The organism is Exiguobacterium sp. FSL W8-0210 (assembly GCF_038006045.1).
In the GTDB taxonomy this organism is placed as follows: domain Bacteria; phylum Bacillota; class Bacilli; order Exiguobacteriales; family Exiguobacteriaceae; genus Exiguobacterium_A.
In genome coordinates, this window is sequence record NZ_JBBOUK010000001.1 from 2,455,912 (window position 1) to 2,477,381 (window position 21,470).

General features: G+C 50.0%; 17 protein-coding genes. 2 read left to right on the forward strand and 15 right to left on the reverse strand.

The annotated features are described in order from the left end of the window. Positions 1-51: 51 nt before the first annotated feature. From uvrA to MKY22_RS12925, 15 genes are all read right to left on the reverse strand, one after another. A complete protein-coding gene (gene uvrA, locus MKY22_RS12855; protein WP_290778930.1) occupies positions 52-2,907 on the reverse strand; it encodes an excinuclease ABC subunit UvrA in 2,856 nt (951 codons plus the stop codon). A gap of 1 nt (position 2,908) precedes the next feature. Beyond that, positions 2,909-4,876, reverse strand: coding sequence for an excinuclease ABC subunit UvrB (gene uvrB / locus MKY22_RS12860; RefSeq protein ID WP_341089000.1), 1,968 nt, complete (start codon positions 4,874-4,876; stop codon positions 2,909-2,911). Between the two features lie 206 nt (positions 4,877-5,082). Further along, entirely contained in the window at positions 5,083-6,246 is a 1,164-nt protein-coding gene (locus tag MKY22_RS12865; protein WP_341089001.1) for a PDZ domain-containing protein, read from the reverse strand. 22 nt (positions 6,247-6,268) lie between these two features. After that, positions 6,269-7,693, reverse strand: coding sequence for a S41 family peptidase (locus tag MKY22_RS12870; RefSeq protein WP_290778921.1), 1,425 nt, complete (start codon positions 7,691-7,693; stop codon positions 6,269-6,271). A 94-nt stretch (positions 7,694-7,787) separates the two neighbouring features. Beyond that, positions 7,788-9,191, reverse strand: a complete 1,404-nt coding sequence (locus MKY22_RS12875; RefSeq protein WP_290778918.1) for a M23 family metallopeptidase — start codon at positions 9,189-9,191, stop codon at positions 7,788-7,790. A 40-nt stretch (positions 9,192-9,231) separates the two neighbouring features. After that, positions 9,232-10,131: a permease-like cell division protein FtsX gene (ftsX, locus tag MKY22_RS12880; protein ID WP_064299412.1), complete on the reverse strand. Its 900-nt coding sequence runs from the start codon at positions 10,129-10,131 to the stop codon at positions 9,232-9,234. After that, complete coding sequence (gene ftsE / locus MKY22_RS12885) at positions 10,121-10,807, reverse strand: cell division ATP-binding protein FtsE (RefSeq protein ID WP_029342495.1); 687 nt, start codon at positions 10,805-10,807, stop codon at positions 10,121-10,123. The genes ftsX and ftsE overlap by 11 nt, the downstream gene beginning before the upstream one ends. A 194-nt stretch (positions 10,808-11,001) precedes the next feature. Next, positions 11,002-11,373: a cytochrome c551 gene (gene cccB / locus MKY22_RS12890; protein ID WP_208796364.1), complete on the reverse strand. Its 372-nt coding sequence runs from the start codon at positions 11,371-11,373 to the stop codon at positions 11,002-11,004. 114 nt (positions 11,374-11,487) lie between these two features. Further along, positions 11,488-12,357 (reverse strand): YitT family protein, encoded by an 870-nt coding sequence (locus tag MKY22_RS12895; protein WP_023469242.1) that lies wholly within the window; start codon positions 12,355-12,357, stop codon positions 11,488-11,490. A 97-nt stretch (positions 12,358-12,454) separates the two neighbouring features. Continuing rightward, the gene (locus MKY22_RS12900) at positions 12,455-12,958 is read right to left on the reverse strand and encodes a GNAT family N-acetyltransferase (protein WP_341089006.1); all 504 of its coding nucleotides are present in this window, start codon (positions 12,956-12,958) and stop codon (positions 12,455-12,457) included. Continuing rightward, positions 12,958-13,725 carry a class I SAM-dependent methyltransferase gene (locus tag MKY22_RS12905; protein ID WP_341089009.1) on the reverse strand — a complete coding sequence of 256 codons (768 nt, stop codon included), beginning with the start codon at positions 13,723-13,725 and terminating at the stop codon, positions 12,958-12,960. The genes MKY22_RS12900 and MKY22_RS12905 overlap by 1 nt, the downstream gene beginning before the upstream one ends. A gap of 60 nt (positions 13,726-13,785) precedes the next feature. Beyond that, on the reverse strand, positions 13,786-14,886 hold the full coding sequence (gene prfB / locus MKY22_RS12910; protein ID WP_023469245.1) for a peptide chain release factor 2: 1,101 nt from the start codon (positions 14,884-14,886) through the stop codon (positions 13,786-13,788). Between the two features lie 68 nt (positions 14,887-14,954). Continuing rightward, positions 14,955-17,474: a preprotein translocase subunit SecA gene (secA, locus tag MKY22_RS12915; RefSeq protein ID WP_341089012.1), complete on the reverse strand. Its 2,520-nt coding sequence runs from the start codon at positions 17,472-17,474 to the stop codon at positions 14,955-14,957. Positions 17,475-17,690: 216 nt separating this feature from the next. Then, positions 17,691-18,254, reverse strand: a complete 564-nt coding sequence (gene hpf / locus MKY22_RS12920; protein ID WP_341089015.1) for a ribosome hibernation-promoting factor, HPF/YfiA family — start codon at positions 18,252-18,254, stop codon at positions 17,691-17,693. A 280-nt stretch (positions 18,255-18,534) separates the two neighbouring features. Then, entirely contained in the window at positions 18,535-18,735 is a 201-nt protein-coding gene (locus MKY22_RS12925; RefSeq protein WP_023469248.1) for a cold shock domain-containing protein, read from the reverse strand. A 251-nt stretch (positions 18,736-18,986) separates the two neighbouring features. Between MKY22_RS12925 and MKY22_RS12930 the strand changes: the two genes are divergently transcribed. Both MKY22_RS12930 and MKY22_RS12935 read left to right on the forward strand, forming a co-directional pair. Then, on the forward strand, positions 18,987-19,493 hold the full coding sequence (locus tag MKY22_RS12930) for a competence protein ComK (protein ID WP_029342501.1): 507 nt from the start codon (positions 18,987-18,989) through the stop codon (positions 19,491-19,493). A gap of 108 nt (positions 19,494-19,601) precedes the next feature. Beyond that, positions 19,602-21,455 carry a hypothetical protein gene (locus tag MKY22_RS12935; RefSeq protein ID WP_341089018.1) on the forward strand — a complete coding sequence of 618 codons (1,854 nt, stop codon included), beginning with the start codon at positions 19,602-19,604 and terminating at the stop codon, positions 21,453-21,455. Positions 21,456-21,470: the final 15 nt, after the last annotated feature.

The window sequence follows — 21,470 nt, forward strand, 5'->3', positions numbered from 1 at the left end:
TTCGTTTAAGTTCCCTTAGTTCCTTCCTACGAATCCTCATCCACAAAAGTTTCACGATTCAATTCGTGCCGCATCGCGTTCAAGGACCGGAGCGAGGTATCGTCCCGTGTAGGATGCTTTAACTTCAGCGATCTGTTCCGGTGTCCCGGCAGCAACGATCGTTCCGCCACCGTCACCCCCTTCTGGTCCGAGATCAATCAAGTAGTCTGCCGTCTTGATGACATCTAAATTGTGTTCGATGACGAGAACTGTATCACCATTGTCGACGAGACGTTGTAAGACTTTCAGGAGACGCGCGATATCGTGGACGTGGAGTCCTGTCGTCGGCTCATCGAGAATGTAGATCGTCTTCCCAGTCGAGCGCTTATGCAACTCGGACGCGAGTTTAACACGTTGCGCTTCCCCGCCGGACAGTTCCGTCGCGGGTTGACCGAGACGCATGTACGTCAGACCGACGTCAGCGATCGTCTGTAATTTACGCGTGATCTTCGGAATGTTCTCGAAGAAAGCAAGGGCATCTTCAACCGTCATCTCAAGCACGTCGGCAATCGTTTTGCCTTTATATTTCACTTCGAGTGTTTCGCGGTTGTAGCGTTTCCCGTGACAGACTTCACACGGAACATAGACGTCCGGTAAGAAGTGCATCTCGATTTTGATGATTCCGTCACCGCGACACGCTTCACAACGTCCACCCTTGATGTTGAAACTGAAGCGTCCTTTTTTGTAACCACGGAGTTTCGCTTCGTTCGTCGAAGCAAAGACGTCACGGATGTCATCGAAGACACCGGTATACGTTGCTGGGTTCGAACGTGGTGTCCGACCGATCGGCGATTGGTCGATGTCGATGACCTTGTCGATTTGATCCAGACCGGTGATCCCTTTATGAGCACCCGGTTTTTCTTTCGCCCGGTTCATCTCGTGCGCGATCGTCTTATAGAGAATTTCATTGATCAACGTCGATTTCCCGGAGCCCGAGACACCGGTGACGGCGACGAACAGACCAAGCGGAATATCGACATCGACATTCTTCAAGTTGTTTTCCGATGCTTTGTGGATATGGAGCATCCGACCGTCTGGCTCTTTGCGTGTTGATGGAACAGGAATGAACTTCTTCCCGGACAAGTATTGACCAGTCAACGAGTTCGCATCCTGCATCAACTCTTCCGGTTTCCCGGCTGCCGTGACGAATCCACCGTGATCGCCGGCACCAGGTCCGATATCGATCAAGTAGTCGGCTGCCATCATCGTGTCTTCATCGTGTTCGACGACGATCAACGTGTTGCCGAGATCACGCATCGCCTTCAGCGTATTGATCAGACGATCATTATCACGTTGGTGTAACCCGATCGATGGTTCATCGAGAACGTAGAGGACGCCCGTTAGACGCGAACCGATTTGTGTCGCAAGACGAATCCGTTGCGCTTCCCCACCGGACAATGTCCCCGCTGCGCGTGAGATCGTCAGGTAATCGAGACCGACGTTCTCAAGGAACGACGCCCGTTCGTGAATCTCACGGACGATCATCCGCGAAATCGTCTTATCCTTCTCACTTAATTTCTCCGGTAGTTCGTCGAAGAACATGACCGCTTGTTTGACAGACATCTTCGTCACTTCACCGATATGGTGGTCAGATACTTTGACGGCGAGCGATTCCCGTTTCAAGCGGTGTCCTTTACACGTCGGACATGCTTTCTTCGCCATGTAGCCTTCCATCTGTTCCCGAATATAATCAGACGACGTCTCCTTGAAACGACGTTGTAAGTTATTGAGGACCCCTTCGAAGTAGAGGTTCGTATTTCGGACCATCCCAAAGTCATTCTCATAACGGAAGTGGATCTCTTCCTTCGTGTTTCCGTTCAAGATCGTTTCGCGATGTTCTTCTGACAATTGTTCGAACGGTGTATCCATATCGATCTTGAAGTGGTCACAGACCGCTTTGAGTAATTGTGGATAATACTGCGAGCTCGTTGGTTCCCACGCCACGATTGCGCCTTCGTTCAATGACTTATCAGGATGCGGCACGACGAGATCAACATCGACCTCAAGCTTCGTTCCGAGACCATCACATGATGTACAAGCACCAAACGGTGAGTTGAACGAGAACATCCGTGGTTCGAGTTCGCCGATTGAGAAGCCACAAATTGGACAAGCATGATGTTCACTGAACAACAATTCGTTGCCGTCCATCGTATCGACGATGACCCGACCATCCGCGAGGCGAAGTGCAGTCTCAAGTGAGTCCGCAAGACGGGCTTCGACATCTGGTCGCACGACGACACGGTCGACGACGACTTCGATCGAGTGTTTCTTGTTTTTCTCAAGCGTGATCTCTTCGGCGAGATCCATCGTCTCTCCGTTGACACGGACGCGGACGAAGCCTTCCTTCTTCAAATCGTCGAGCACCTTGACGTGCGTTCCTTTTCGTCCGGAAACGATTGGCGCGAGGATTTGCAGACGAGTCCGCTCCGGTAACTCCATCACTTGGTCGACCATCTGACTGATTGTCTGGCTCGAAATCTCGATTCCGTGATTCGGACAAATCGGTTTACCAATTCGTGCGTACAATAGACGCAGATAATCATAGATTTCTGTGACCGTTCCGACCGTCGAACGTGGGTTTTTACTAGTCGTCTTCTGGTCGATTGAAATTGCTGGACTCAGCCCTTCGATCGTGTCGACATCCGGTTTATCCATCTGTCCGAGGAACTGACGGGCATAGGCAGATAAACTTTCGACATAACGTCGTTGTCCTTCCGCGTAAATCGTGTCGAAGGCAAGCGATGATTTCCCTGACCCGGACAAGCCCGTCAAGACGACGAGCTGATCGCGAGGGATTTCGACATCGATGTTTTGTAGATTATTGACGCGAGCGCCTTTGATGATAATCTGATTCTTCTTTTCTCCCAACTTAGGCACCTGCTTTCAATTCTAATATGAGGTCGCGGAGCTCAGCAGCTCTTTCGAACTGCATGTCTTTCGCCGCTTGACGCATCTCCTGGTCGAGCTGCTCAAGCAACGTTTCGCGCTCCGGTTTTTTGAGTTTGTTGAACTTCTCGAGTTTTTCGACGGTGTCGTCGCTCTCGATCGTCGTACTGATGACACCACGAACGTCTTTTTTGATCGTCTGCGGTGTGATGCCATGTTCTTCGTTGAACGCCATCTGGATCGCGCGACGACGTTCCGTCTCATCGATCGCCCGTTGCATCGAATCGGTGACTTTATCGGCAAACAAGATGACGTGTCCTTCCGAGTTTCGCGCCGCCCGACCAATCGTTTGAATCAGCGAACGGTCCGACCGGAGGAACCCTTCCTTATCGGCATCAAGAATCGTCACGAGTGAGACTTCCGGAATATCCAGTCCTTCTCGTAACAAGTTGATCCCGACGAGGACATCGTATTTCCCGAGTCGTAAGTCACGGATGATTTCAATCCGTTCCAGCGTCTTGATCTCCGAGTGCATGTAGTTGACCTTGACACCATTCTCTTTCAAGTAATCGGTCAAATCTTCTGCCATCTTCTTCGTCAGTGTCGTCACGAGAACACGTTCGTTCTTCGCGACCCGGTCACGGATGTTATCCATCAAGTAATCGATTTGTCCTGTGATCGGATGGATCTCGATCGTTGGATCAACAAGACCGGTCGGACGGATGATTTGCTCGACCATCTCTTTTGAATGTTCGAGTTCATACGGTCCTGGTGTCGCCGAGATATAAATCGCCTGACTGACTTTTTCCTCAAACTCCTCGAACCGTAACGGACGGTTGTCTTTTGCCGACGGAAGACGGAAACCGTGATCGACGAGGACTTGTTTCCGTGCCTGGTCCCCGTTATACATCCCGCGAATTTGTGGCAATGTGACGTGTGACTCATCGGCAACGAGTAAAAAGTCCTTCGGGAAGTAATCGAGCAATGTATACGGTGTTGCCCCTTCCGGCATCAAGTTCAAGTGACGCGAGTAGTTCTCGATTCCGGAACAATAGCCCATCTCCCGCATCATCTCAAGATCGTAGTTCGTCCGTTGTTCGAGCCGTTGCGCTTCAAGCAACTGATTGTCTTCACGTAACTTCGCAAGCTGCTCTTCCAGTTCCTTCTCGATGTTCGCGATCGCTTTCTGTAGACGGGTATCCCCCGTCACGAAGTGGGACGCCGGGAAGATCGAGATGTGCTCGCGGTCCGCGACGATCTCACCTGTCAGCGGATCCATGTCACGGATCCGTTCAATCTCGTCACCGAAGAACTCGACCCGGACACACTGTTCGTCGCGTGACGCCGGGAAGATTTCGACGACGTCTCCGCGGACGCGGAACCGTCCGCGCTGGAAGTCGATGTCGTTACGCTCATACTGAATGTCGATTAGACGACGAAGCATCTCGTTTCGCCCCATCTCATTGCCGACACGCAGTGACAAAACGTGGTTGTTGTACTCTTCCGGGTTACCGAGACCATAGATACACGAAACGGACGCGACGATCAAGACGTCTTCCCGTTCGAACAAGGCGGACGTTGCCGAGTGACGCAACTTATCGATCTCATCGTTGATCGAAGAGTCCTTCTCAATGAACGTATCCGTCGATGGGACGTACGCTTCCGGTTGATAATAATCATAAAAACTAACGAAGTATTCGACCGCATTGTTCGGGAAGAATTCCTTGAACTCCGAGTAGAGTTGTCCCGCTAGTGTTTTGTTGTGGGCAAGGACGAGCGTCGGTTTCTTGATTTCCTTGATGACGTTCGAGACCGTGAACGTCTTCCCGGTACCGGTCGCCCCAAGCAACGTCTGATGTCGTTCGCCTTGTTTTAGCCCAGTCACCAATTTTTCGATTGCCGTCGGTTGATCACCGCCTGGTTCAAATGGTGAAACGAGTTCAAAATCCATCGTTTGCTTCCCCCTCATCACGTTAAAAAATCTATTTCTATTGTATCACTTTACGAACAAACATTCGATTATGAAGTGCTCCTTTTAGGAAGTTACCCTTTTTTCGAAAATGCAAAAGTTTCTTTTTGCTTCGAGTGCTGATCTTCGATTTTTCTGCCGACAAAAAAATCCCCGTCACGGCTGTTCCGTGACAGGGATGTACTAGTTTAATGCAAAGAGCGTACCTTCGTCCGACCGTGGACCGGTTCGTTGACGAAGAGGATACCGAGCTCATGATGATCTTGTTCATAAAAGGCACGTTGCGCAAACCGGATGTCACCGTTATGGTTCATGACTTCAAGACGCAGATACGGTTTGTGTTTTTGGATGGCTTCGTAGAACGATGCTTCCGAATCGACCTTCTCACCATTGACCTTATAGATCGCTTCACCTGGAATCAAGCCCATCTCAGCAGCCGGTTTATCGGGTAGCGTTCCAAGGATAACGGCACCACGCGTTCCATTGAGGAACAACGGCGTTTGCGCCCGGTTCAAGCGTTTGACCCGCTGGTGCAACAAAATGTGCAGGACGAGCAACAAGACGATTCCGTAGAGCCATTCAGCTTGACCGGTGACGTACGCAAGAACCGTCAATAAAACTGCAACAAGACTCGTGATCAAACGTCCTTGAACGAGCGGACGCATCAATTCTTTCGGCAGCTTACCCGTGAAGAGGAAACTGAAACCGATCGGTAACCAGAGAACGACCGGAACGAGTTCCGGGAAGCTGTAACGTGGCCACCACGTCTCGAGCACGTCGCCCGGAACAAAGACGAGCAAAGGCAATAGCCAAAGTTTATTCGCTGACAGCCCACCGATGAAGCGACCACGCTTCGAAACGACGAGTGACGGTGACAGGCGTCGCTTTCCGCGCCACCAGACGAGGAGACATTCCGCGACGAGCGTTAACGTCGCAAGCAATAAAATCATTTTCGGCTCAACCGTTCGAACCGGATCAAGACGTGAATCCATTAGGAACCAGCCGGCAAGTCCAAGCAAGACGATCGGCCAGAGTGGCAGGTTCAAACGAACGACACCAATCAACAGCAAGACGCTCGAAAGTCCAAGCAACAGTAGAGAGTACTGCGGTGTCACTGTCAATCCGAGCCATCCGCTGACGATGGACAAGACGAGACCGACGAGTAGACCAGGTAAAAGTGTTTCGAGGACATCGCTTCGTTTACCGTGTGTCCGGGAGCGAAACAGTCCGCGTTCCCGTTTGACACGCCGGATGCCGATGACCCAACTGACAAGGAGTGCTAACCACAAGGTCGGACTGGCGATGAGACTAATCGCGGTCCAACCAATTTCATCGAGTAATTCCACGCGCATTCAGACCTCTTTCCATTCCTTATTATTGTGCAGCGACCTCGAGTGCTTTTTTCCGCTGGACGTCATTTTTGTCGTCTTGGAGTTTCTTCAGGAGACGCGTCTCCATCTCACCCGCTGTCTGCTGATCGATTTTTCCAGTGACGTCAAGTTTCGCGTCCTTTTGCAAAGCCTCGACAGCTTGTTTCATCGTGTCACCGAAATAGCCGTCCTGTCCTTTTGGCTCATAACCGATCGCTTCGAGGACAAGGTGGGCGTTCTCGACTGATTTTCCATAATCACCGACTGCAAGTGACTTCTGATCAGTCAGGATCTTCGTAACGTTGAAGTACGCCGGTTGTTTGACTTCGATCGTTGGCTCGACCCCTTTTTTGTGGATCCAGTTGCCGTCCGGCGTCAGCCATTTGTTCGTCGTCAACTTCAAATCACTACCGTCCTTTAAATCATACGCACTTTGGACGATGCCTTTACCGAACGACTTCGTACCGACGACTTCGGCGCCAGCTCCTTCCTTCAGTCCGGCTGCAAGGATCTCGGACGCAGAAGCGGATCCGCCGTCTTCGAGCACGACGATGTTATATGGTTTCTTCTCGTCTGCCTTCCCGAATTCCTGCTGGCGCTCGCCTTTATTGTTCTCGACTTGATAAATCGGCACGTCTTTCGGAATGAACGGAGCGATCATTTTCGAGACAGCCGTCAAAAGACCACCCGGATTTCCGCGCACATCGATGACGAGTCCATCAATGTTCTGACTCTCGAGTTTCGTCAACCCCTTCTCGAACTCTTCTGCTGTCGGTTCCGAGAACTGTGTTACTTGTAAGACACCAATCTTCTTGCCGTTGACATTCTCCGTTGACGTATAGACCGTCTCGATTGGAATCGTATCGCGTTTAATCGTGATCTCCATCGCGTCTTGTCCGCTACGCTGAATCGTCAGGACGACATTCGTTCCTTTTTCACCACGAATTTTTTTAACGGCTTGATCCGTCTTTTGACCTTTTGTCGACTTACCATCGATTTCTAGGATGACGTCGCCTGGTTTGATACCAGCTTTTTCAGCAGGTGATCCTTTGATCGGCGAGACGATGACGATCGACTCACCTTTTTGTTCAAGCGTCGCACCGATCCCTTCAAACGAAGACGACAGATTCGTATTAAACGATGCCGTTTCCGACTCATCCATATAAACGGAATATGGATCGTTAAGCACTTCTGTCATGCCAGATAACGCACCATCGAGTAACTCTTTATCTGTCACGTCTTTTAGATAATTTTGTTCGATCATCTGCCGGACCTGGTCGATTTTTTTCCAATCACCCGTCGCATTCGCCGACGACGATGACGTCGAGACAGAATCCGTTCCGCCAGCCGCTAGCATCCCGACGGCGCCTGCCCCTAAACCAAGCCCGAAGGTACTGACCGCGATGACTGCTGTTGTAGATTTTTTCACGCTTGATTCCCCACTTCCGTTAAAAAACGCAGTATTTTTTTCAGTATAGCAAAAAAAGATAGGTTACCCTATCTTTTCGGTATTCTATGGGATGTCAAAAGATGTACGGTGCCGGGTCTACTGCATTCGGTTGTCCGACCGCCCACTCTCCCTTATGCAATTCGAAATGCAGATGCGGTCCTGTCGACCAGCCGGTTGAACCAAGCGTCCCGACCGTTTGACCGGGCATGACCGTTTGCCCCGCCGACACACTAATTGAGTCAAGATGCGCATAGACGGTCGTATAGACCTGTCCATCGATCAAATGCGTCACCATGACGACATTCCCGTAACCTGTTGCACTACCAGCACGGAGGACGATCCCACCAGCTGCCGCATGAATCGGGGTTCCTTTCGCATTGACGAGATCGATGCCCGTATGCAACTCCGGTTTCCCTGTCAATGGATTGTTCCGCGGACCAAATGGTGACGACACATAACCTTTGACTGGTAAATGGAATGGTCGACTGACGTCGACATCAACACTCGTATCCGGTGTTGCACTTGGCGTCTCAGTCTCAGGAACCGACGTCTCTGTTTTGGGTGTCTCTGCTTTCGGTGCTTCTCCTTGTTTCTTTTCCTGCGCCGCTTCCTCTCGTGCAGCTTCAGCAGCTTCTGCCGCTTCCGCTTGACGTTTTGCTTCTGCTGCCCGCGCCACTTCTTCCGCTTTCCGTTTCGCTTCTTCTTTTGCTTTCCGTTCGGCTTCTTGCAGGGCAATCAATTCGTTTTGAATCAGACGGCGCTGATCCGCGAGAATTTCTGCTTCCTCGGCTTTAGAGAACTGCTCTTGTTGCAGTTCCTTGACCTTCGTGTTCAACTGGACGACGAGCTTTCGCTTGAGCTCAGATTCCGCAATGATTCGTGTCTGGAGCACGAGCAACTTCCGTTGTTCCCGTTTCATGCTTTCAAGCAATAGTGCTTGTTCCGACCGTTGTTCGCTCAGTTGTTTGACGTTCCCCTTGTAAGCTTGTAAGACATGATCATCTTGTTTGATGATCTCACTGACCGTACTGAAGCGCGAAATCAAATCACCAAAGTCTTTTGCGTCGAGCAAGACCTCGATGTATTTGACGTCTCCTTTTTGTTGGACGGCACGCAATCGGCTTCCAAGCAACTCTTCTTGTTGATGCAGTTCCTTGAGCGTCTCGGAAATCGCTGCTTCCGTCAGACGCAATTGTTCTTTAGATGCAGCAACAGCCGCTTGTTGATCGGCTATCTTAAGCGCTAAATCATCCAAACGGCTGTTGACTTCATTCAGTTGCGCACGGGCTTCCTTACGCTCCTGTTTCGTCAAGATCAACTTCTCTGATGTCTGATTCTGTGATCGTTCCGTCTCTTTCAGACGGCTTTCGACCTCCTGTTGTTCCTTCAGCAAATCTTCTTTCGACGTGGCATCAACGGACACACTAGTTCCAATCAAAGCTAAGCTCAGGACGGCAGAATAGAATCGGACTTTCATGAGAAGCATCTCTCCTCTATTTTATTTTTGGGTAACTGATTTAAATCTTCAAGAAACGACCGAGTGATGTCGTTGATCCCCATACACCGATGAATGCACCGAGTCCGAGCAGGATCAAGACGACTTGTGCCGACAGTTCACCTGGCGGAATCAGCGAGAAGATTCCCGCATTCACAGTGGTCAGTTGAGGTTGGATCGCATTGTAGGAGACTTCGTAACCGAAGTAGACGACGACGATCGGGATGATGGCACCTAATATGCCCATCAATAATCCTTCGACGAAGAACGGTGCACGGATGAATCCGTTTTTCGCTCCGACGAGGCGCATGATCTCGATTTCCCGGCGACGGGAGAAGATCGTGACTTTGATTGTGTTCGAAATGAGGAACATTGCCATGAATGTCAAGCCGACGATCAGGATGATTCCACCGATCCGAACTCCTTCAAGGAAGTTAAACATCTTTTTAACATAGTCCTTACCATATTCGACACTATCTACATTTTCCATTTTTTTGATGGAATTTGCAAGTGTTTCTGTCTCTTTTGGTGAGGTAGCTTTGACGATATATCGGTCGTGAAGTGGATTATCCTTTTCAACCGACTGATAGGCTTGTGAGCCTTCGCCAAGTTGCTCCTTGAAGCGGTCCAGTTCTTCTTCTTTCGAACTATAACGAACAGAGTTGACACCCGGCATCTGCTTGAGGGAGTCACCCACTGCATCAATCTTCGACTGGTCTGCTTCTCGTTCGACGAACACTTGAATTTCAACGTCTTTTTCGACGTTATCGGAAATCTTGTTGACGTTGAACATGAGCATTGCGAATATTCCTACGAGAAGTAAAGTGACGGTAACAGCACTGACAGAAGCGAATGTCATCCAGCCGTTCCGGACGAGACCTTTTGCCCCTTCCCGTAAATGACGGAATCCATTAAACTTCATAGCCGTACATTCCTTTCTCTTCGTCTCGGACGATTTTTCCTCCGTCGATCGCTAAGACACGATGACGCATCTTGTTAACGATGTCTCGGTTGTGTGTCGCCATTACGACCGTTGTCCCACGGCGATAAATTTCTTCGAATACTTCCATGATCTCCCATGCTGTATCCGGGTCCAGGTTCCCAGTCGGCTCATCGGCGATGACGAGTGACGGACGATTGACGATGGCTCTCGCGATCGAGATCCGTTGTTGTTCGCCCCCAGATAATTCGTCCGGATAGTTACGCTCTTTATGTTTGAGCTTTACGAGATCGAGGACCTCGAGGACTTTCTTCCGAATTTGTGATTTGTCTTCTCCTACGACTTCTAGCGCGAAGGCGACATTTTCATAAACCGTCAATGACGGGAGTAGTTTGAAATCTTGGAAGATGACGCCGATTTGGCGACGAAGTTCGGGGATTTGACGATTCTTCAGCTTACCGACTTCGATTCCTTTAAATAAAAATGAACCGCTCGTTGGTTTCTCTTCGCGGTACATCATTTTCATGAATGTTGATTTACCCGCACCCGACGGACCGACGATATAGACGAATTCGCCTTGATTGATCGTCAAATCGACCTCACGGAGTGCCGTGACGCCGTTCGGATAAATCTTACTGATTCGTTGCATCTTGATCACGTACTTCACATCCTTACTTATTTACTGATGCTGAATGGATAGGTCCAAAAACCTACCGACCACCATTATAACAGGGACAAAATTGAACGCACATTACAATCAAATGTCATTTCAGGCGATTATACCACAAAAAAGAGGCACGAATGACGAACACATGTCGTGTGTGTCATCTCGTACCCCATCATATCCCATAATTACTTTTTCTCCGCGAGCCAGTCAGCAACGGCAACGATTTCTTCATCCTCTTTGAGGATTCCAGCAGGCATTTGCCCTTTCCCGTTTTTGATGATTTCCTGGATTTCTTCTGAAGAATACTTCGAGCCGACCTTCGTCAGGTTCGGTCCGACATTTCCTTCAAGGTTGTTCCCGTGACACGATGCACAGTTGTTCGCGAAAATTTTTTCCGCATCAACAGCTGTTTCCGTCTTCGACGAATCATCGTTCATCGTCGACTCTTCCTTCGTGCTTGACGAATCGCTAGAGCTTGAATCGTCACTACCACCACATGCTGCGAGCGCAAGTGTCGTCCCTAATCCTAACGCGAGTAACAAGTTTTTCAGCTTCATCCGGATATCCCCCTCTGTAAGTATCTAAGTAAACGCTTCTGACCTAGTTAGAGTATAACCGTTATCCGGAAGAGTTAAGCGTGATTTCACAAAAACTTCACGAGTACGGAACAATTACGGCACATTCCGGTAGCGTTTGTCGTCCGTAAAACCAAGTCCCAGTACTTCATGGGCTTCACTGACGACGAGAAACGCTGACGGGTCGATGTGTTTGACGATCTCTTTGAGCGTCGTGATCTCCCCTTGACGGACGACGACCATCAGCATCGGTTTCCGTGTTCGTGTGAACGCACCTGCTGCCTCGATCTCCGTCGCCCCACGATCGAGCGTCTCGAAGATTTCCTTCACTAACGCCTCCCGCTGATCAGAGATGATATAGGCGAGCTTGTCGTTCGTGATCCCGAGCTGGACGACGTCGATCATCTTGATCGTGATGAACAAGGCGACGAGCGCATACAATCCGATCTCGAGCGAGAAGATCGTCGCCGCACTGATGACGATCGTTCCGTCGAGCAAGGCAATACAGAGATGGAGCGGCAACTTCGTGAAGCGATGCAAGATTTGCGCAATCAAATCCATTCCCCCGGTCGACGCTCGTCCCCTGAAGATCAGACCGAGTCCGATTCCGACCCCGGCACCACCGAAGATTGCAGCAAGCATCGGATTCATCGTCGCAGCCGGAACATCGAACCGCTCATATACGAGGATGACGACCGGTAAGAAGATCGACCCGACGAGTGATTTGACCCCAAAGCCCATCCCGAGGATCATCCAACCGATCGCAAGCAAGACGACGTTCGCGACGAGTTGGAACAATCCTGGCGAGATTCCGAACAAATCGTTCAAGACGATCGATAAGCCACTGACCCCTCCCGAGGCGAGTTGGTTCGGTGCTAAAAATAAACTAAAGGCACTTGCGACGAACAAGGACCCGATTAACAAATACGCATAATCGCGCACGACTTCCTGACGTGTCGATGTCATGACATTCCATTTCCCCTTATCAATTGATTCTCGTGTTTCATTTTAGCGGAAAAGTCAGACAACGACTAGACAGGCGGAACAACTCACAGTGTTCCCTTTATACCGCACTAAAGGCTGGACTGTAGCGAACGATACCGCTAACGCCACGTAATCCATTCCGTTCGAGTGCAAGAACGAGAAAGACCTCCGGCGGAACGGGGAACGGCGGCTTGATACCGTAGTCAATCGCCCGTCCAAAGCCGAACTGTGGATAATAGCTGTCGTGACCGAGGACGACGATGTGTGATTCCCCGGCGTCACGCGCATCCTCGATCACTTGACGGATTAATTCAGAGCCGATACCCTTTCGCTGCCAAGCGGGCAGGACACCGACCGGCGCTAAGGCAAGCGATGGGATGTCATCGATATGGATCCGGCTCAACAGGACATGACCAACGATTTCTCCTTTATCAGTCACGGCGACGCGACCGAAGACTGGTTGCGCGGCTTCCTCCTCGCGTAACGCATCAACGAGATTCGCTTCGTTTGGTTGTTCGAATGCCGCTTCATGGACGAGCCGGATTCCCGTTGCGTCCTTGAAGCCTTCTTTACGAATAATCATTAGCTGTTGCTCCCTTCGAGTGGTTTCGTTGCGAAAAGCGTGAACTCGGACGGGATATTCTCACCGTTCCAGCCACGATGCTCGTCGAACCGTTCTAATGTGAAACGTGTCGCGATGACGCCGTTTAAGATCTCGCTCAGCGTAAAATAACGGACGGAGACGTCCGGAAAATCGGTTTGTTCCGAGTCCGTAAAGTGCGTCTTGTACGCCAAATCACCCGCTTGTAACGCTTGATCGAAATAACACGGTCGATACGTCAAATCCGCATCAATCCAGCGTCCGACCGGGTGAAAATCACTGAGGATCAACTGTCCACCGGGTCGCAAGATTGTAAACAGAATCTGCAGAAAACGCTCGAGATCAGCAAAATAATGCAAAATGCCACCTTCTAAGTAAAGGAGATCAAACGTATCACGATATCGTTCAAGATCGATCGCATAAAGATCGCCGACGACATAGTGGATTGATGTCTCAGCATGGTGCGCCAGTTCAAGCGCATACTTGGCATTCTCCTCTGAGATATCAAACACCGTGACGTCCGCCCCGAGTAACGCTAACGGCACCGCCTTGCGTCCGTTCGAACCACAGATGTTCGCGATCGTCTTCCCGGCGACTTCTTCGAAATGATGACGATGTTTCTTCAAACATGCGGCGGGATCTTGTTTGATGATCGCAGCATATTCCGCCGGTGTTCCGTCGCGTTTCTCCCAAAATTCATACGCCCGGTACTCCCACGCTTGTTTGTTGATCCGACTTTGCTCCTGCATGACTGTTCCCCCTTTGACGGTCAAAAAACCAGTCGAACATCGTCCGACTGGTTGGTTGTCTTACATATTCATGAGACGGAGGTACGCATCGATGAAGCCCATGATGTCACCATCCATTGCTCCTTGCGTATTCCCGACTTCATAGTTCGTCCGGTGATCCTTGACCATGCTGTATGGGTGGAAGACGTACGAACGGATTTGGCTACCCCATGCGATATCCGATTTTTCACCACGGATCTCGTCGAGTTTCTTTTGTTGCTCTTCGATTTCGCGTTGGTAGAGTTTCGCTTTCAACATCTTCATCGCCGCTTCACGGTTTTTGATCTGCGACCGTTCTTGTTGACAGGAGACGACGACGCCTGTCGGAACGTGGGTGATCCGGACAGCGGAGTCCGTCGTATTGATGTGCTGACCACCGGCACCAGAAGCACGGTACGTATCGATCCGCAAGTCTTCCGTGCGGACTTCGATGTCGATGTCATCGTTGAATTCTGGCATGACGTCACACGAGACGAATGATGTATGACGACGGCCTGACGAGTCAAACGGTGAAATCCGGACAAGACGATGGATCCCTTTTTCGGCTTTTAAGTATCCATAGGCATTGTGCCCTTGAATACGGAGCGTGACCGATTTGACACCTGCTTCATCACCCGGTTGGTAGTCCATCGTTTCGACTTTCCAACCCTGCTTGTCGCAGAAACGTTGGTACATACGCAGTAACATTGATGCCCAGTCTTGTGACTCGGTACCACCCGCACCTGGGTGTAACTCGAGGATTGCGTTGTTTGCGTCATACTCGCCGTTCAAGAGGATTTGTAGTTCGAAGTCTTCGAACTTCTTCTTAAGGTCGCCAAGTTCTGACTCGAGCTCTTCTTGAAGATCCGCATCCGGCTCTTCCTTGATCAATTCGTACGTCAAAGCAACGTTTTCGTGACCTGCTTCGAGTTCTTTGTATTTGTCGACCATCGCTTTTAAGCCGTTCGACTCATCGATGACTTTTTGTGCCGATTCCTGGTTGTTCCAGAAGTCTGGGTACGTCATCTCGTTTTCAAGTTCTTCGATCCGGGCAATCTTCGACTCGAGGTCGAGTGATGCCTTATATTCGTCGAGTTTCTTTTCCATCCACTCGGCGGTGTTGCGAATTTCTGCTAATTCCATGTGTTCCACCTTCTCTTTCCGTGAAAAGAGGCAGGAATCTCCTGCCTCTCTTTCAGTCGATTCATCACTTATGCCTGACGGCCGTGACAGTTCTTATATTTCTTACCAGATCCACACCAGCACGGATCATTGCGTCCGATTTGGTCGTTTGGATTTTTCCGGACCGGTTTTTTCTTGACCGCTTTGTCTTCCTTACCCGAAACGGCGACTTCGTCTTGAACGACTTTTTCGCGTTTGAGGTTCGGGTCGAGATCCGCCCGAAGGACGAATTGTGTCACTTCTTCAGCGATCGCAGCGTTCATCGCATCAAACATCATCGAACCTTCCGATTGGTATTCACGGAGCGGGTCGTTTTGACCGTATGCCCGAAGGTGAATCCCTTCACGGAGTTGATCCATTTGATCGATGTGGTTCATCCAGTGTTGGTCAACGGCACGCAGGACGATGACTTTTTCGAACTCATCGAATGCTTCTGCTGGGACTTCTGACCGTTTGTGCTCGTAGTGCGCGAATGTGCGCTCTTTGAGCAACTCGATGATCTCTTCGCGTTCTTTTCCGAAGAGGTCGCTTTCCGTGACCTTCTCTTCGATTGCAAGTGTCTGGTTTGCCCACTCCGCAAGTGCACCGATGCTCCATTCTTCCGGTACGAACTCGACCGGCGTGTACTGATGGACGCCTGCTTCGATCGTCTGCTCGATCATCGGACGGACGATATCTGAAACGGAACCGGCATCGAGAATCGCTGCCCGGTCCGCGTACATGACTTTCCGTTGATCTGCCATGACGTTATCGTAGCCGAGGACTTGTTTCCGCGCATCAAAGTTATTTCCTTCGACGCGTTTTTGAGCCGATTCAACGGCACGAGACACCATCCGGCTCTCGATCGGTTGCGAATCATCCATTCCGAGACGATCCATCATCGACTGCAGCGAATCAGAACCAAAGCGACGCATCAATTCATCTTCAAGTGAGAGATAGAATTGTGATGCACCTGGATCCCCTTGACGACCGGCACGACCACGGAGCTGGTTATCGATACGGCGTGATTCGTGACGTTCTGTCCCAAGGATGTAGAGACCACCTTTTTCTAAGACACCTTGACCGAGCTTGATGTCGGTACCACGACCAGCCATGTTCGTTGCGATCGTGACCGAGTTCGCTTGACCCGCATTCTCGATGATTTCCGCTTCACGTGCGTGGTTCTTCGCGTTCAAGACTTCGTGACGGATGCCACGTTTTTTGAGGATGTTACTGAGCAACTCCGACGTCTCGACAGCAACCGTACCGACGAGGACTGGTTGTCCTTCACGGTGGGCACGTTCGATTTCGTCTGCGACAGCAGCAAACTTCCCGTTCATCGTCTTGAAGATCAAGTCCGGCATATCGTTTCGGACGACCGGCTTGTTCGTCGGAACCGGTACGACGTGCATGTTGTAGATGTTACGGAACTCTTCTTCCTCCGTCTTCGCTGTACCGGTCATTCCGGCAAGCTTCGTATACATCCGGAAGAAGTTTTGGTACGTGATCGTCGCAAGGGTCATGGATTCGCGTTGAATCTCGACGCCTTCCTTCGCTTCGATCGCTTGGTGCAGACCTTCCGAATAACGACGACCTTCCATGACACGACCTGTGAATTGGTCGATGATCATGACTTCGTCTTCGCGAACCATATAGTCGACGTCGCGATGCATGACGGCGTTCGCCCGCAGTGCGAGGCTTAAGTGATGGTTGAGCGCGACGTGTTCGAGACCAAACAAGTTATCAATACCGAAGTATTTTTCAGCACGGTCGATTCCTTGCTCCGTCAACAGAACACTCTTCGTCTTGATGTCGACCGTGTAGTCTTCATCTGCCTTCATGATTTTCGCGAACGCATCGGCTTGCGAATAGAGCGCTGTCGATTTCTCGGCCGATCCTGAGATGATGAGCGGTGTCCGCGCTTCATCGACGAGAATCGAGTCGACTTCATCGACGACAGCGTAATGGAGCGGTCGTTGAACACGGTCTTCTTTATAAAGGACCATGTTGTCACGCAAGTAGTCGAAACCGAACTCGTTGTTCGTTCCGTACGTGATGTCACAGCTGTATGCTGCTTGTTTTTCCTGACGCGACATGCTAGAGAGGTTCAAGCCGACCGAGAGACCAAGTGCTGCATAAAGCGGCTCCATGATGTCACGGTCACGTTTTGCGAGATATTCGTTGACGGTAACGACGTGGACGCCGTTGCCAGCGAGAGCATTCAAATAGACAGGGAGTGTTGCAACAAGCGTCTTACCTTCCCCGGTCTTCATTTCGGCGATGTCCCCATTGTGCAGGACATATCCACCAATCAACTGAACGCGGTAGTGGCGCATGCCGAGAACGCGTGTTGACACTTCGCGACAGACCGCGAAGGCTTCCGGTAAAATATCATCTAAGTCTTCTCCGTTAGCGAGACGCTCACGGAATTCAACGACTTTTCCTTCCAGTTCTTGATCCGATAACGCACCGATTTGTGTCTCGAGCGCTTCTACAGCGTCTGCTGCTTTTTCGGCTTTCTTCAGGACACGTTTCGTTGGTGCAAATAATTCTTTTAGAAAATTAGCCATGCCTTACAGTCCCCTTACTTCGAACGATTCTTTGAACGAACAGAATTCCGAGATTTTTCCTTTATTCAGTGTACCGAATACGACGTCAAATTTCAACAAGCGGACCAAGTAGCGGTCTCGGTCTTTTGTCGTAGAGCAAACGTACCTTGTTTAGAAATAGTTTTCCATCATATCAAAAAGGGACTCGCCCGTAAGAGCGAGTCCCTGTTGCATTCATTATTCTGGTTCAATCAAACCGTAACGACCATCCTTACGACGGTAGACGACGTTCGTGTTGCCCGTTTCTGCGTCTGAGAAGACGAAGAATGCGTGTCCGAGCATGTCCATCTGAAGAATCGCTTCTTCCGTGTCCATTGGTTTGAGTGTGAAACGCTTCGTCCGAACGACTTCGAGTTCTGCCTCGTCCTCTTCATAGACTGGCGCTTCCGCTTCCGGTCCTTCGAGCGTTTTGAAGTACTCTCCGATGCCGCCTTCTTTAGCGCGCCCTCTCCGGTTCAATTTCGTTTTGTGTTTCCGGATCTGACGTTCGAGCTTATCGACGACGAGGTCGATTGCTGCATACATATCGCCATTGACATCCTCAGCACGGAGCAAGAGGTTTGGCATTGGAATCGTTACTTCGACTTTTTGTTTCTCATTATTGACTTTGAGATTGACATAAGCCGTTTGCGCTTCCGTAGGAGTTGTAAAATAACGAGTTAACTTTTCAAGCTTTTTCTCGACGTAATCCTTGAGAGCATCTGTGACGTCCAAGTTTTCACCGCGAATGTTGTAGATCATGTAAACTCCTCCTTAAGTAACCGGTTGAACCTATGAATTCGAGATGCTCCAGTCGTTTCCTTCTGAATATTCGAAATTCTTTGGTTCGTTTTTATTATAGCACGATAAGTGAAGGAAGACCATGAGAACAATGACATTCTCATGAACGTTCGCTACTGTTCTTAGCGTACGATAATATTGAAGCATGTTGATGTTAACGTATATACCCGTTTTGATCGAACTCAAAACAAAAAACCGCTTTTAGGCGAATAGCCTAAAAACGGTGGCGGCTGCTATTGGATTAGATCTTTGAAACGTTCGCAGCTTGTGGACCACGATCGCCTTCAACGATTTCAAATTCCACTTCTTCGCCTTCTTCAAGTGATTTATAACCATCGACTTGAATCGCTGAGAAGTGTACGAATACGTCTTTCGCGTCAGACGTTTCGATGAATCCATAACCTTTTTCAGCATTAAACCATTTTACTTTACCTTGTTCCATTCGAATTCACGTTCCCTTCGCAAACCAGAGTTCGAGAGCAAGCTCTCTACGGCTTAGTCTATCAAAAGAAGGAATTATTGACAATTAAAAATTCTGATTACTTTGAATTCATTCTAAAAAATGAATAATATTCCCTACTTATTGCTCTATATTTTAAAAAATTACATTGTCATTACAGTTGTATTATTGTATTATATCGTTAGTAATTACCTATTTTATCCATTGTCCTATCTTAAGGAGGATGTAGTCGAATGCGACCATTCCATAATGACGAAAAGTATCGAATCACGAAACGGACGGTGGCGATTCTCCCGTGCTACGATATGATGAAGCAATCCATCATCGTACTCGAGGATGGCTCGACCATCATGACCCCGCTTCGACCGTATCAACTACTGCAGCTTTCCTGCAGGCAATACAACAGTTCCATTGAGGAACGCATCGTGACAGCAAAACGTGTCGCATCTGTAAAAGGAAAAGTCCCAGTCGTCATTGAACCGACACTTGGCCTCGTGTTTTTCCCAACGAAATCACCGAAACGTGATGATTGCGAGTGGTATGCTTGGAGCCACATGTCTGAAGTCATCGAGGAAGACGGACAGACGAAGCTCAAGACTCGTAATGGCATGATCCTTCCCGTAAACGCCTCTCCTTACATCGTCCGCAACCAAATGAAAGCAACTGGCGAGCTGATGGCTCGTTATCAACAATTGAACGCGATGACATTAGAGGAACGCTTTAATGCAATCAAATCTTAAAGAGTAACCGTAAAAAAATCAGGGTTGGGCGATGAATTCGCTCAATCCTTTTTGGTTTCTGCCGATATATAATGAGATGACAGTTTTAAAAAACAAGGAGGCTTCTCGATGAACATCCAATTGAATCCGGCACGTCCGGCACAATCCCCTGGTCAGACGCCGCTTTTGGACACAAAGACCTATAAAGGAACGGTCCTTGAGCAGACTGGTCCGCATACGGCTCTCGTCCAGGTCGGTCGGGATAAGATCGAGATGACCTTCACAGGCGACGTTCCGACAGGTGATTTCCAGTTCAAGGTCAAAGGACAGACAGCAGAAGGTTACCTGATTGAACAACTAACACCAGCGACACCAGATGCGGAAACGCCACCTGTCCTGTCTGTTCCATCAAATGTCAATCCCGCTTTGCTTGAAGGTGTACCGGCTGAACTGAAGCAAGCCGTCGCGAAGTTACTCGCAAGCGGTCAATTGCCGCAGACACCGGAAATCGTCGCCCAGCTTGTGACGGCACTGCAAGGAACGTACAAGGACTTAGCACTCGAACTCGTATCGCGACCGGATACAGCACTGCCCGTTGACGCCGACGTCTTGATCGCAAGTCTCCTTGCGACGACGGAAGACTATCGAGACGTCCTACCGGAACGCGACGCCTTAACGGAGCAACCGACGTTCGAAAAAGCCGTCGCCCTTGACGTCGCCCGTGTGACGCTACCGACGCAACGCGATATCGAGACAGCGTCACCCCTACATATCCGGCAATACATTGAACACATACCAGCAGAGAAACGCCCGGTACTCGTCGCAACGCTCGAACAAGGCGAGATCGAGACGGTCCGTAAACAACTGGCGCCCTATTTCCCGCAAACACCGCTTGAACCGAAGACGAGTGTCCGTGAGCAATTGATCGGTCTGACGGCACGGGCAAGTCAATCGGAACCAGTAACAGGGCAACCGGCACCGGTCCGCTCTGCCTTGACGCTCGTCCGCGAAGTGACGCCACGGCTTGCTGAGATCACGAATGATTTCAAGAGCCAACAGCGAACGATCGTCTCCCAACTTCGCCAGATCGAACCGCTCGTCGAGACACGTCCGGCCCAGATGGTCGCTGTCATCGAGAGTACGGCGCAACGCTTAAAACAAGTCTTCCAGCAAACGGATGCTTTGTTACATACCTCGATGAAGGATGAAAAACAGCTAGTCCACTTTTTATCGAAACTCGAACGGGGTGCGGAACTGGCGTTACTCGGGCGTGGAACGGAAGCAAAAGCCGTCTTACAAGAAGTCCGGGTTGCGTTCGAAGCCTTCCGCTATGCGCCAGCAAACGTTCGTCCGACTTACTTACCGGAGATGCAGGGACTGCCGCCGCAAGCACCAACAATACCAGCGCAAGTCACAACAAAAGCCGTGCCATATGAGCCGCAACAGAACAGCCCCCGTCTTTTGCAAGAGACCGTCCAAAAGACGCTTCAGCTTCAGACGGCGGAACTGAAACTGAGTACGCTGGCAGCAAATCCGGAAGCTGCCAAATTGCAAACATTCCTTGCAGCACAACAGCAAGTTAATAAACCGGACAGTCAGCAACAGTTGAACCAAATTCTGCTCGCACTACCGGTCCAACTTATTGAAGCGACGGCAGGACTCCACGTTCACTTGCAAAATAAACGTCCGGACGAAGTAATCGACTGGGAAAACAACACATTGTACGTTCAGCTCAATACTCCACGCCTCGGTGAAATCGGTGTCCGCGTTGAGACCGTCAACCGAAAGATGCAAATTACGATTGAAAATGATTTCCCAGTTCTTGAACAACTGGCGACCCCGTTCCTCGACCGAACGACGGACGCCTTACAAGCGACTGGTTACCAAGACGTCCGGATCCAGTTCCGTCCTTTCACGCGCGAGCAAGTGACGGAGACCGTCAAGCAAGACGAGACGCCACGTGGCTACGACTACCGTATCTAAAAAGGAGAGACCGTT